The 13,189-nt window shown below is 45.7% G+C and carries 14 protein-coding genes; 3 read left to right on the forward strand and 11 right to left on the reverse strand.

Features of this window, described 5'->3' with window-relative positions; genetic code table 11:
- The first annotated feature begins 210 nt into the window (after positions 1 to 210).
- Positions 211 to 1,599, forward strand: coding sequence for a siroheme synthase CysG (cysG, locus tag GPLA_RS13650; RefSeq protein WP_007105509.1), 1,389 nt, complete (start codon positions 211 to 213; stop codon positions 1,597 to 1,599).
- An 18-nt stretch (positions 1,600 to 1,617) separates the two neighbouring features.
- Here cysG and GPLA_RS13655 read toward each other — a convergent pair whose 3' ends face one another.
- The 4 genes from GPLA_RS13655 to GPLA_RS13670 all read right to left on the reverse strand — a co-directional run bounded on the left by GPLA_RS13655 (position 1,618) and on the right by GPLA_RS13670 (position 6,377).
- The gene (locus GPLA_RS13655; protein ID WP_007105510.1) at positions 1,618 to 2,295 is read right to left on the reverse strand and encodes a polyamine aminopropyltransferase; all 678 of its coding nucleotides are present in this window, start codon (positions 2,293 to 2,295) and stop codon (positions 1,618 to 1,620) included.
- Positions 2,296 to 2,402: 107 nt separating this feature from the next.
- Positions 2,403 to 3,149, reverse strand: coding sequence for a ferredoxin--NADP reductase (locus tag GPLA_RS13660; protein ID WP_007105511.1), 747 nt, complete (start codon positions 3,147 to 3,149; stop codon positions 2,403 to 2,405).
- Positions 3,150 to 3,326: 177 nt separating this feature from the next.
- The gene (locus GPLA_RS13665) at positions 3,327 to 5,681 is read right to left on the reverse strand and encodes a TonB-dependent receptor (RefSeq protein WP_007105512.1); all 2,355 of its coding nucleotides are present in this window, start codon (positions 5,679 to 5,681) and stop codon (positions 3,327 to 3,329) included.
- Between the two features lie 279 nt (positions 5,682 to 5,960).
- The gene (locus tag GPLA_RS13670; RefSeq protein ID WP_007105513.1) at positions 5,961 to 6,377 is read right to left on the reverse strand and encodes a hypothetical protein; all 417 of its coding nucleotides are present in this window, start codon (positions 6,375 to 6,377) and stop codon (positions 5,961 to 5,963) included.
- A 310-nt stretch (positions 6,378 to 6,687) separates the two neighbouring features.
- Here GPLA_RS13670 and GPLA_RS13675 point away from each other — a divergent pair, with 310 nt between their 5' ends.
- Positions 6,688 to 7,284 (forward strand): HAD family hydrolase, encoded by a 597-nt coding sequence (locus GPLA_RS13675; RefSeq protein ID WP_007105514.1) that lies wholly within the window; start codon positions 6,688 to 6,690, stop codon positions 7,282 to 7,284.
- Positions 7,285 to 7,319: 35 nt separating this feature from the next.
- Here GPLA_RS13675 and GPLA_RS13680 read toward each other — a convergent pair whose 3' ends face one another.
- Positions 7,320 to 8,432 (reverse strand): aminotransferase class V-fold PLP-dependent enzyme, encoded by a 1,113-nt coding sequence (locus GPLA_RS13680; protein WP_007105515.1) that lies wholly within the window; start codon positions 8,430 to 8,432, stop codon positions 7,320 to 7,322.
- Between the two features lie 10 nt (positions 8,433 to 8,442).
- Positions 8,443 to 9,252: a tryptophan 2,3-dioxygenase family protein gene (locus GPLA_RS13685; RefSeq protein WP_040514828.1), complete on the reverse strand. Its 810-nt coding sequence runs from the start codon at positions 9,250 to 9,252 to the stop codon at positions 8,443 to 8,445.
- A 137-nt stretch (positions 9,253 to 9,389) separates the two neighbouring features.
- Between GPLA_RS13685 and GPLA_RS13690 the strand changes: the two genes are divergently transcribed.
- Entirely contained in the window at positions 9,390 to 9,857 is a 468-nt protein-coding gene (locus GPLA_RS13690; RefSeq protein ID WP_007105517.1) for an Lrp/AsnC family transcriptional regulator, read from the forward strand.
- Positions 9,858 to 9,921: 64 nt separating this feature from the next.
- On the opposite strand, the gene GPLA_RS13695 is transcribed toward GPLA_RS13690, so the two are convergent.
- From GPLA_RS13695 to GPLA_RS13715, 5 genes are all read right to left on the reverse strand, one after another.
- Positions 9,922 to 10,794: an ATP-grasp domain-containing protein gene (locus GPLA_RS13695; protein ID WP_007105518.1), complete on the reverse strand. Its 873-nt coding sequence runs from the start codon at positions 10,792 to 10,794 to the stop codon at positions 9,922 to 9,924.
- 355 nt (positions 10,795 to 11,149) lie between these two features.
- The gene (gene msrA / locus GPLA_RS13700) at positions 11,150 to 11,650 is read right to left on the reverse strand and encodes a peptide-methionine (S)-S-oxide reductase MsrA (protein WP_007105519.1); all 501 of its coding nucleotides are present in this window, start codon (positions 11,648 to 11,650) and stop codon (positions 11,150 to 11,152) included.
- Positions 11,650 to 12,099: a peptide-methionine (R)-S-oxide reductase MsrB gene (gene msrB, locus GPLA_RS13705; RefSeq protein WP_007105520.1), complete on the reverse strand. Its 450-nt coding sequence runs from the start codon at positions 12,097 to 12,099 to the stop codon at positions 11,650 to 11,652. The genes msrA and msrB overlap by 1 nt, the downstream gene beginning before the upstream one ends.
- Before the next feature lie 331 nt (positions 12,100 to 12,430).
- Complete coding sequence (locus tag GPLA_RS23740) at positions 12,431 to 12,652, reverse strand: hypothetical protein (protein ID WP_007105521.1); 222 nt, start codon at positions 12,650 to 12,652, stop codon at positions 12,431 to 12,433.
- A gap of 48 nt (positions 12,653 to 12,700) precedes the next feature.
- Entirely contained in the window at positions 12,701 to 13,180 is a 480-nt protein-coding gene (locus GPLA_RS13715; protein WP_007105522.1) for a DsrE family protein, read from the reverse strand.
- Positions 13,181 to 13,189 lie beyond the last annotated feature (9 nt).

Here is a 13,189-nt window from a genome sequence, read left to right on the forward strand (position 1 = left end):
ACAAAACATTCTGAAGGGGCCTATGGCCCCTTTTTTGTGCCTGTACGTCACAGATGTCAAACATGGAGCCACGTTTTATCTTTGGCTATTAGCCTGGGCCTATTCATAACTAAAAAGAATATGTTTTCAGTTTACAATGCTTTATTTAAATAAGAAGAACACGCAAAATACGCCTTAGATTCAGTGTATAAAGAGCGTTAGCAGAGCAACATGCAATATTTCCCGATTTTTGTCGATACCAAAGAACTACACTGCCTGATTGTTGGTGCCGGTGAAGTAGCGGCGCGTAAAGCCGAATTACTATTGAAGACGTCGGCCACTGTTACGCTAGTAGCGCCTTGGGCCTGTGATACTATATTACGCTTGGCTGCAGAGGAAAAAGTCATCCTAGTTACCCGGGACTATCAGCCAAATGATTTACAGGCTAAACGCCTGGTATTCGTTGCGACTAACGACAGCTTATTGAACGCGCAAATCCATCAGCAAGCCAAAGCACTAAATATTTTGGTTAACGTGGTGGATAACACTCCCCTATGCGAATTTATCACCCCATCTATTGTTGACCGCTCACCGATCATCATTGCCATGAGCAGTGGCGGTGTTGCCCCTGTGCTGCTGCGTTATTTACGTCAGAAACTAGAATCAGTGATCCCACAGAAAGTCAGTTTACTCGGCCAGTTTTCGGAAAAATTTCGTGAAACCGTTAAAGCGCGTTTTAATTCAGTCACCAAACGGCGCTATTTTTGGGAAGATGTATTAGACGGGGATGTAGCTGAACAAGTGCTGCAAGGCAATCAAAGCAAAGCCGAGCAAATGATGCACCACAAGCTTGCGCTGGACGAACATGACTCAGGAAAAGGGGAAGTCTACTTGGTTGGTGCAGGCCCAGGCGATCCAGATTTACTGACTTTTCGTGCTCTGCGCCTAATGCAAAAAGCAGATGTGGTCGTTTACGATAGACTCGTTTCAAAAGAGATATTAGAACTGGTACGCCGTGATGCCGAAAAAATTTACGTGGGCAAAGCCCGTAGTTTACACACTGTGCCCCAAGATGAAATCAACCAGCTTTTAGCTGATCTCGCTTTAGCAGGTAACCGTGTGGTGCGCTTAAAAGGTGGCGACCCGTTCATCTTTGGTCGCGGTGGTGAAGAAATCGAAACCTTAGTGGAAAAAGGCGTGAGCTTTCAAGTGGTGCCTGGCATCACAGCCGCAAGCGGCGCGGCGAGTTACGCAGGGATTCCGCTAACTCACCGAGACCATGCGAAATCCGTGGTATTTGCGACAGGACACTTACGGGATAACAGCATTGATCTTAATTGGCCGATGCTCGCTCAACCAGAACAAACCACAGTATTTTATATGGGCCTTACTGGTCTGCCGGTGATATGCCAGAAACTGATTGAACATGGTTTGCCACAGACCACTGAAATCGCCCTAATTCAATCGGCAACCTTGCCAAACCAAAAAGTGGTGACCGGTAATTTAAGCAATATCCAGCAAAAAGTCGCCGAAGCAGGTATTCAACCACCGGCCTTAATTATTGTCGGTTCAGTGGTAAGCCTGCGAGATAAATTAAACTGGTTTAAGCAAAGTGCTTAGGACAACTGTTAACGGTGATTAGGCTTTTTTTGCCAGAAAGATAGTGTGTTTGCTACCTTTACCTGGACGCGCACGCACAACACGAGTATCGACTTTAAAGCCTATCTTTTTCAGGCGGACTTCGAACAAGTAATCCGGCCCTGCAGACCAAATAGCCAACATCCCGTTGGCTTTCATCACCTTAAAAATCTCTTTTAAACCCACTTCAGAATAGATCCAGTTATTGTCAGAATGCGTTAACCCTTCAGGGCCATTATCCACATCCAATAAAACGGCGTCATAGGTGGGCGTTTTCGTATTTAGCAGCGCCTTTACATCACCCACACAAACCCGAGTCCTTGAATCTTGCAACGGGTTACCGGCACAGTTACCCAAAGGACCTTGATTCCATTTAACCACTTCCGGTATTAGCTCAGCAACGGTCACGATTGACGTTTCATCCACGGCTTTCAACGCTGATGACAGGGTATAACCCATGCCCAGACCACCGACTAACACATGGGCATTTTTACTGGTTTTAAGGTGCGCACAGCCTAACTCAGAAAGAACTTTTTCTGAGTTATACACCCGACTATTCATTAGCTCACCGCGTATGCCCGATAAACGAATAGAGAACTCTTTCTCTCGTTGAGACAGCTTAAGCTCGCCGCCATTGTTAGGGATAATGGCGGTATCAAGGTGGGTCCAGGGGATCATATTAACGTGCCTAATGCGTAAGGGGCTTTTTTCGGGGGCTTATTTTAGCACAAATATACCACCAGAACGTTAGCTTAGAATTAACCCGCTAAATCCGCTACAGCCCATTACCAATAACGCTCTTGCGTGATTTGCCCAGGTGAGCGACGTAAGTGTTTTTTGAGCCCCATATCTTTCAATACCAGCATCGCTTCTTCAATCATTTGCGGATTACCACACAACATGACCTGACTTTGCTCTGCATCAAGCGTTTGCCCTGCCTGCTCAATGATATTGCCATTGCTTAATAATGCAGGAATACGTCCTTGCAACGCCCCGTTCACCTTCTCACGACTGACGATTGGCACAAAATGAAACTGGTTGGGATATTCATCTTGCCATTTTGCAATCAGCTCCCCGTAGGCTAAATCACTTGCGTGCCTAGCGGCATAAACCAATATCACCTGCTCATAACGCTGCCATATCTCGGTTCCCGCTAAAATAGACAAGAATGGCCCTACGCCTGTGCCGGTCGCAATTAACCAAATGTTACGGCTATCTGGTACTTCGTGCAAAACCAGAAACCCAGTGGCAGGGGCCATGATCTTGAGCCTATCGCCGACGTTAACCCCATGTAATTTAGGTGAAAGTACGCCCTCTGCCACCGGTACAGCCATGATCTCAAGGCTCTTGTCCTGTGGGTGGCTAACCAATGAATAAGGTCGAGAAATGATTTTTCCATCCTGTTCAATGCCGACTTTGGTAAATTGCCCTGGGGTATATTCAGGAAAGTCATCACATTGAAAACCCAGACTAAAGAGATGATCATTCCAATCTATACGCTGAGTAATTTTTGCGTCAAGCCACTGGGCCATACATCCTCCAATTAACGAGCTGAATCAACATACTATCTGTTCATAATAACGATCCAGAGGAATATTTCATTCTCTGTCTTTGCTATATCACCTTATGCAGCTCCATTAAACGAAAAGCCCCTTTCAACCAGTCGTCAAAAGAGGCTCACTTGGCTATTTTTAAAAAAACTGATGTGATTAGTACTCGCCAAAATTCATCGTAAACTCTACCCCATAAAAACGTGGCGGACCGGCCACAAATGTTGGGTTTCCAAACCCTCCACCGGTATTTCCCGCGTCAACTAGATACTCGTTATCTAGCAAGTTGTTGGCAAACAAACTAACCGACCAGTCCTCGTTAGCACGCGCAATACCGATACGAGCACTGACCAGACTGACCGCATCTTCGCTGATGTCTAAACCAGAAATAGGTGCATTTTCTGGCTCGAAGAATACATCTGAGCGGTAGCTGTACACTAACGAGCTCGTCAGGTTGTAGCCTTGGGATAACTGAGTTGAATAAAACATGCCCACGCTGGCTGTCCATTCTGGCTGTAAACGAAAACGGTTGCCTGCTAAGTTACCGTTTGTACTATCGTCATCAATGGTGGCATCGAGATACGCCAAATTAGCGAACATCTCAAAATCAGCACCTAATAAGGCGCGTACTTCCGCTTCGACACCTACATTCGTTGCTGAACCTGCATCAGCGGCAAATGCCACTCCTTCATCGTCGAGTAGGGTTACCTGAAAGTTAGAATACTGTTGATAGAACAGCGAAGCGTTATAATTAACAGATTTATCAAATGCTTGCCCCTTAATACCCGTTTCATAATTCCAGATTATTTCCGCTGGAATTTCGCTGACCGATCTTTCACCCAGCCCATCGTCACCACGAACAGATGTCACACTGAGTACATCTGAACGACGTCCTTTCGAAATCGTTGCGTACATATTGATATCGTCGTTAACCACATATAGCAAATTGAAACGTGGTAGCCAGTCATCATAATCGGCTTCGGCACGGAATATTTCCCCGTTAGTATTAACCGTGAATAGCTCACTTCCCGTTAATACGCTGTTAGGCGCATCAGAGCGATAGCCACTGCTTTTATCTTCGCGCACATAACGCAAGCCACTGGTTAGCTCTAGGGAATCATTCAACGCATAAGTGACATCTACAAACGCAGAATATGCATCGGAGTCACCATAATTTTCAAACTCTAGGTTGTAAGTCAGTAACTGAGCCGCACCTTCAGTCAAAACAGGCGTTAAAATAGGTACCGAGCCGTCTGCGGATATACACGGCTGACCAAATGCAGGAAGCGCTCCAAGACAATTGAGGAAAATAGACTCCTCTGTACTAAAGGGAACCGCTTGACTGCCGTCTTCGGTGAAGTAGCTTACACCCGCTATCGTAGTCAACTTGGCGCCCTGATGAATCAAGCGGAATTCTTGGCTGAACTGATCCCCAGTGGCATCTTCTGCAAACTCTAAAAACCACGCCTGGGTACCATCAGCATCAAACACCTCCAACGAATCAAAGCGACGTCCGGCAGTAATAGAGGTAAACGTTAGTTCACTGTTGATATCCCAATTGACCGTTAAATTTAGGTCTTCAACGGTACGCTCTACACCTAAGTCCTCGCGCCCAAACACCTCTAGGGACATTGGGCTACCTGACATTTCCACAAAGGAGTATGGACTAGTATTACCGCCCGTTGGCGCATATAAACCATTTTTAAAGGACGTACCTGTATCATCATTTTTTTCGTAGGTGTAAACCAAATCTACCGTGACATCGTCGTGTGGAGTAAAACGCAATGAAGGACGAAACGAAGTACGCTCAATGCCATGCATATCCTCTTGGTTTAATCCGTCGGGGTTTTGTGAACTCGCTTCGCCGGCAATATTACGAATAAAACCTTCACGCTGACGGTAACTAAATGCCAAGCGTCCCTGCAACTGGCTATTGCCGCCCGTTACAAAACCGCTCAGCCCCTCAGCAGAATAATTGCCTAGATTACCTTTAATCTGAGCAGAAAACTCCTCTTGGGGTTTACGCGTAATCACGCTGAGCGCGCCAACCGATGCAGCAGTACCGAATAAAGTTGCCTGTGGGCCTTTAACAACTTCGACTCGCTCAATATCGAACAACTCGAAATAAGAACCCCGAGAGCGTGACACGTCTGCGCCGTTATAATAGATAGATACACGGGGAGCGGCTTGAGATGAGCCGCTATCAGAGGTAATACCGCGGATCACAAATCCTGGATTATTTGGGCTTTGCTCTTGAATAACCAACCCAGGCGTAATTTCAGATAAGGTGTCTAGTTCGGCCACCCCTAAACGCTCTAAGAAGGCGCCATCATAGGCGCTAATGCTAACAGGCACGTCTTGAATTGACTGATTTCGTTTTTGCGCAGTTACCGTAATTTCTTCGATTTGATTATGCTCTCGTTGCTCAGCAGCGAAGGCATAATTACCCATCACAACAGCAACCAGCAGAGATAATTTGCTGAGTGTAAAAACAGATGGTTTGGTGGTTTTCATATGTGTTCCATTTATGAGTGACTGCAAATAAAGCGCAGCAAAGGTACTCAGCAAATGCGAAACTTAGATGACCATTTCATGACATATATGTGACGTTACAATTTAGGCCAACTATATAAAAATCCTACATTTTTTTTACATTATGTGAATGCATAATCTTAGCGAATGAACATAAAAAAGCCGACGAGATAAATCTGTCGGCTCACATTTTATGATACGCAGCTTACTGCCATCTTAAGACGGGTAAGTCACCTAACGTTGACGCTTATAGAACCTCGATTAGTTCCCTAAGGTAAATTTGGTGTCTTGGTCGCGCATAAAGTACAGCACAAAACAGGCTGCCCACATTGGCCATGCGGCGAAAAACAGTAAATTATTGAACGCATCAAGGTATTGGCCGAGTGCCGACAAAGTTGAACCGCCGTGCATCAAAAAGATAAGCCCGTAAGTGAAGCGTTTTTTGATACCCGCAACAAATGCCAACACTAAGATAAGCTGCAAAGCGCCCATGATATATGCAACTGTTTCACCTAATCCGGGAATAGAGTAAAACTTCTCGAAAATGGCAATGCTGTGACCAGGGTTTACAAATTTATCTAATGTCCACACGAACATCACAATAAAAACCCCAAGACGCAAGGCTAATAAAGACCATTGCAGACGGGTACGCACATCGTTAGATACCGCTTCACTCATTTTGACTCCTTGATTGTCGCTATTTTCAGCTTAGAAATATTAAGCTGGCCGTTAAATCGGCATAATTGAATAAAAAGTGCCACGCCTGCTAACGCATTAACGTTTGGCTATTCTCACTACCTAATAGTAGATACATCACAAGACCGATATATGCGGAATTACTTACAACAAAATGGTAAGTTTTTAGCGTTGAGCGACGAATAGTCCCCCTGAGCCGTTGAATAGCACAAATCTGCTGAAATTAAGGCTAAAAACTGACTAATGACGTATCTAACGGCTTGGCTGCAACCACATAGGAATGAAATAATTCATGACGATCCCTACTATGGCCAATATAAAAGGCTTTATCTTTGATTTGGACGGAACATTGGTCACGTCCCAACTAGACTTCAACTATTTGCGCGGCGTCCTCCAGTGCCCACCCGAGCAAGACATTCTACGTTTCATTAGTGCATTATCGACTCAGGAGCAAACACGAGCGAATAAAGTCGTGGAGGATTATGAGCTGCAAGATGCCCATAATGGCGTATGGATAGAAGGCGCAGAACAGCTGATCCGCACACTTACTCAAAGGCAACTGCCAGTCGCCATTGTGACCCGCAACAGCAAACAAGCCACGGCATTAAAACTGGCCAACAATCAGCTATTTTTTGACCTGATATTAACCCGGGAAGATGCCCCGCCCAAGCCTGATCCAAGTGCCCTACTGCATATAGCTCAACGCTGGAAAATACCGGTAACTGAGTTAGCGTACGTGGGTGATTATCTCTATGACATACAGGCGGCAAAAAATGCCGGAATGCTAGCTTACCTATATGCACCAGATACGCAGCCAGACTATGCCCAGCAGGCGGATTGGATTTTTAGTCGATTCGCAGATTTAAATGCTCTTGTTAGTCCAGACTAAGGGTAATGGCATAGCGCCAACGCGCTATTTCGCGTTTATAAACAGCGAAATATTTCCGCCACCTGTAACGCCTCTTGCTCGGTATTATAAATATGCCATGACAACCGAATACCATCACGGCGCTGGTCGAAATAAGCATTTGCTTGGGTTAGTCCACTGACTAACGCCTCAAGCCTAGGCTTTGCTAAGTGCAGGCAAAGAGTGCCACCTGAATAGGCTAACCCAATCGGATTCAGCAGATACTCAGCGGCATGATCAAGGACGATGCGCTGCAACGCCTTACTGTGTGCATAGATCTTCGGCACACCAATGTTGTTTATTTGCTGTATACCCACCAGCGCCGATGCATAGGGCAAAATACTCGGCGTGCCACCCCAAAACCGCTTAGCGCTTTTTGCGTAGCTAAAGTGCTCGATATCAAACTCGAACGGGCTTTCATGGGAAAACCAGCCAATATTTTTTGGCGTTAACTCATTTACATGCCCAGGATTTACCCACATAAAGCCCGCCCCTGGGCCACCACATAACCACTTCACGCACGAGCCAAGTACCAAATCAACCTGCCAACTTTGCAGGTCAATAGGAATAAGACCAGCAGATTGCGCCACATCCACTACGCAGCACACATTTTTTGCCCGGCACAACTGCGCAATACCAGCCACGTCCGATAACACACCACTGTTGGAGTGAACATGAGTGATAACGGCCACTGCCACATCATCGGTTAGAAGCGCCTGCCATGCATCCAAATCATTAGGATCGATATCCTTGTCGATCAATTTTAAATTAAATCCATATGCGGCGAGCCCTTGCACTGCAAATCCTAATGAAGGAAACGCCGATGCGTGCATTAACACAGTGCGGGCAGTCTTTAACGGCAATGCTTGCAGGTACTGACTCAAACCATTAGATACTGAGCTTTGCGGACAAATATCGTCTGCACTGGTATTAAATAGATCCGCCAATTCATGGCAGAATTGTTCAATTATATTTAGCCATTGGGGCCAAGCGTCTCCGCCATGTTGCTGCCATGGCTCGAAGTAACTCTGTGCGACCGAACTGCGGGTCAGCACGGGTAGACAACCCACTGAGTGGCTCAGTAAGTACATACCTTTTGGCACTGAAAATTGCCGATTGGTATCTTGCATTTCGAGACTCCTACTTGCTAATACTGCTATGAAAGGGGCATCCAGACGTTTCGTTCTGTGACTCGCTAATTGAGTCACGTATTTCGCCGTAAGCTTGACCCCAAGTATTGGTCATAGCGCTGCGTATATCCCACAATTGCGCAAAGAAACGATGCTTAGCCCCGTTTTCCAATATTGTTACCGCTCGGCCTTTAAGGGATTTAGCTTCAAGCCCGATTGAGCGTTGAATTAAAAACATATGTAAATTACGAAATTTTTGCAGTTGCTCGTCAAATTCCGCTAAACATTCAGCCAAGATATAACTGTCGTCATGGCTGTATTGGCTATCATAGATTTGCTCGATGGATTTACCACGTCCGACTAAATAATGGGCCTCAAAGACCTGCCACATATCTTCCGGCATTTTGAGTAAGGTACGAAAACCAGGCGACTCTTGGCCGCTGCCATTGCCCAATTGCAGTCTAATTTGTTGATATTCTTTGGGTGACATGGTTTCCAGCAAATCCAGCTGCTGACTCATCATGCGTTGTATAAATGTGACGCGTTTCATTAACGAAACAACGCGCAAAGTATTTTCTTGTTGCATATATTCCAGCACATCAACCAAGGTATAGATCATCAATTTCATCCACAGCTCTTCTACCTGATGCACAATTTGAAACTGCAATTCGTCGCCATTACACAGTTCGGTTAATGGTTTCTGGGCACTCAATAACTGCTGACAGTTTAAGTAAGTCCCATAATCCAGCATCTCTGGATTATCCAATAAAGTATGGTATTTCTGACGAAAAGTCGATTTCGTTGAGTTCGGTATAGTCATAGAGGGCACTCGATTTGCTCGTTAGGCGTTTACACGCTGATATAGCTAAACATGCTAGAGCACTCGCCTTTGAACATTGTTCTATTTATACTGATTAAATACAGTTTTTAAGAACATCGTTCTGGAAATAACCTCATATGAAAAACCACATGTTGGATAAAAACGCCCAAAAAATAGTAACCGCCCTAGAACAAGATGCCAGAATGTCGTTCGCCGCCCTAGGGGATGAAATTGGCATGAGCAAAACCCCATGCTGGAACAAAGTACAGCAACTACAAGCGTCTGGGGTCATAGAGGGCTACAGTGCGCAGCTTAATCCTAAAGCGTTAGGGCTGACGATCCGCGCGTTAGTGCACGTAGTAGTGGACTTTGAGCATTATCAGGCATTTGAACAGGCCATTAATGCCCATAAAGCCGTGCGCTCGTGTCATGCTGTTACTGGCGATTCCGACTATGTTCTGGAAATATTGGCTAGCGACATAGAAGCATTCGATGAGTTGTTACGCGCTCAGTTAAGCCGCTTGCCCGGTGTACAACGATTTAATACGGCTATTTCAACCCGTATGGTTAAAAATAATGGCCCTTACGCCGCTATGCTGACCTAAGGCGACTGACAAAGTGCTGTGCAGTGCTTGAATACCACCCTCGATGTTACTCACAAAGAGTATATTATTCGCCCATGCCAAACGATTCGACAAACGCCTCAACAAAGCGCCCGGGAGAGGCGCTATCCATATTGAAATACAAGCTTGGCTCGATTAGTTCAATTTCAATCACCACGTATTCCCCTCGATAACGCAGCAGATCAATACGAGCATACAGTGCATCGTCCGGCATAGCGGCCATCGTGTGGCGAGCTTGGGTGAGCATTTCCTCATCTGGCTGCACTGCTTGCAAGCGCCCCCCATGCTCTTCTTGCACTCTGAAGTCGCCCTGCTCTGGGATCTTTAAAATAGCGTGGCTGTAATGACCGTTAAAATAAAATAACGAATACTCACCTTGCGTGGTCACAGCTTCTATAAACGGCTGAACCATAAATGCCCGATCGCTAAAGACCGACTTTAACGCTTTTGCTTGTGCCAGGAGTTGCTCGCGGTCAAGCATGTAGGTGTGATCTGCATTCGCACTGACCTGGGGCTTGATCACGATGCGCTCACAGTCAAAATACTCAAAACCGCCACTGACCGACGATAAATCGAAGTCCTGCAACCAAATAGTTGGCACGACGGCGATCCCTTGGCTAGCAATGTCTTGTAAGTACTCTTTACTCACATTCCAGTTCAGTAATCTCAAGCTATTGGCTAATATTGCGCTGGAGTCATCAATACGTGTTAGACAATGCATAAACGCTTTGGCGTGTTGTTGATAATCCCATGTACTGCGCACCACGACTACGTCGTAAGTGTTCCAATCAACCTCAGTGTCATGCCAAGATACCGCATCAACCTGCCAGCCCACCTGTTTTAACGGTGCATACAACAACTCATCGTAAACAAAGTAACCTTCGAGATTATCGGTGGACAAAAATGCGCAACGTTTCATAAATTAATTCTTCAATTCATCTATCACCCTTTCACAGCAATATCATGAGTGGCGTAGGTGCGCAACAATCTCAAAATCCGCACGCATAGTTATGACTACAGCATCACACCATGACAACCCTAGGGATCATTGCATAGATTAAGCCTTGCACTTAATGTGCTAGGCGAATTGTTAACCGCTGGGATTGGGCAAAATGACAACAAATTATTAAAGCTGGAATTGACAGCATGAGGTGTTTATCGCGCTTGTGCTCAAGGAGCGTTTTGCCACACGAAGGAATAAGCGCTCAGTGCTCCCGTGCTAAAGACTGGTTCAGTCCTTTATTGCAAGGACGAACCAGCTGCGGAATTTAAGCTCATTTAGCACTGGGCAACTTCCAGCCGGGTCTGGGAAAGTGGCAAGTGTAGCCATTTGGTCGTACTTCTAAATAATCTTGGTGTTCTGGCTCCGCCTCCCAAAAGTCGCCTGCGGGCTCCACTTCAGTCACCACTTTTCCAGGCCATAAACCTGACGCGTCCACATCTTCAATTGTCTTCAACGCCACTTGATATTGCTCGTCACCAAGGTAATAAATAGCGGAACGATAAGAGGCACCCGTGTCATTACCTTGCCGGTTTGCAGTACTTGGATCATGGATTTGAAAGAAAAACTCCAAGATTTCTCGATAGCTTATCACCTCATTGTCGAACAAGATGTCGATACCTTCAGCGTGTCGACCATGATTGCGATAGGTCGCATTGGCTACTTCACCGCCGGTATAACCAACTCGAGTTGATATCACGCCAGGACGTTTACGAATAAGGTCCTGCATTCCCCAAAAACAGCCGCCGGCCAATATTGCTCGTTCATTTGCCATTAAAGAATGTCCTCCACTTGGTCTAAATAAGCTTCATATCCTGCATTTTTCATTTCATCTTTATGCACAAAACGCAAAGAAGCCGAGTTAATACAATAACGCAAACCACCCTGCTCCCTTGGCCCATCGGTAAACACATGCCCAAGATGGCTATCACCATGGGATGAGCGCACTTCTGTGCGTGTCATACCCAAAGACGTATCGGTAATTTCAGTTACGTTGACGGGATCTATCGCTTTGGTAAAGCTCGGCCAACCACATCCTGATTCATACTTGGCAGAAGAAGCAAATAACGGCTCTCCTGAGACTATATCTACGTATATTCCAGGTTGGGTGTTATCGAGTAATTCACCGGTTCCCGGACGCTCAGTACCATTTTCTTGAGTTACTCGGTACTGCTCAGCGGTCAGGGTAGAAATAACATCCATCGATTTTTGATATGTACTCATAATTTCCTCTTTGTCATTAAATGAGAGGTACCTGTGAATTATACCAGACCTGTCATTACAGAGCTTTATTGCACCCAGCCCAATAATCTAACGCGGGTGATAATACCCAGGTGTGTCCCGCCAGCCAATGAATTGAAATTCATTGGCATATAAATCAACCTTGCCCACACGGAAGGTCTAATTCATTGTGCAGAATTCAATTTTTAGTGGATTAACCTTACTTCGACTTATCTGTCAACGCTAGGTTCAACGATTATTGCCTAAGTTGAATCACAAAATTGGCTGAGTCAGCTTAGGCATGGTGTCCCGTGTTTCAAAATTTGCTGACACGTTAGGACCGCCTGTGCTTGGAACCCTGTTTGTTGTTCTGATTCTGCTTGCGCTGCTGGCGCAACTGTTTGCGCTTAAGCTGTTGGCGTTTTTTATCTTTTAGCACCGAATAAACGATCCCAACGAGTATGCCGATAAACGCGCAGACCAATGCCACACCTATCCACTGACAAAGCAGAGGATAGGCACAAGGCAAACCGATTTGAATGGCTGAATCTTGCATAACCTAGATCCACCTCCCATTGTCGTTAGATAGAGCGACCTGAGCTCGTTAAAATGGGTTTTGGCTATACCCATTTTGAGCCAAAATAGCGTGAGCGGTCATCGCTGATAACGCCATATCAACACCTTGGATCATGTCCTGGTTAGCTAATTGATAGTAGGCTGCTGATTGCCCACATTGCACAATTTGTACACCGTTTTTCAATAGCCTGGAAAGTAATTCCATATTGGGGTTTTCTTTTGCGTATTTGGCTTTATAGGCTTTGTCATTGCGCATCTCGTTGGTGGCGCTACCGTGCACTACAATCGCAAGGTGTATATTCTCGATGGGTACGCCATTGGCCACATGCATATTTAAAAAACGTGCAACACTATCGTAACCGCGATTAAGCCCACCATCCTTATTGGCCTGACTGACGTCAAAGACAACCTTGAGTTCGACACTTTTTTCGAGCTTCATGTCTTGCTGCACCGGCGTGTGTTTGCCGTAACCAAAAATAACGGGGCCGTCTGCAAAATCACCCGCCATGCTATTTGC

The sequence above is a fragment of the Paraglaciecola polaris LMG 21857 genome (assembly GCF_000315055.1).
Lineage (GTDB): Bacteria > Pseudomonadota > Gammaproteobacteria > Enterobacterales > Alteromonadaceae > Paraglaciecola > Paraglaciecola polaris.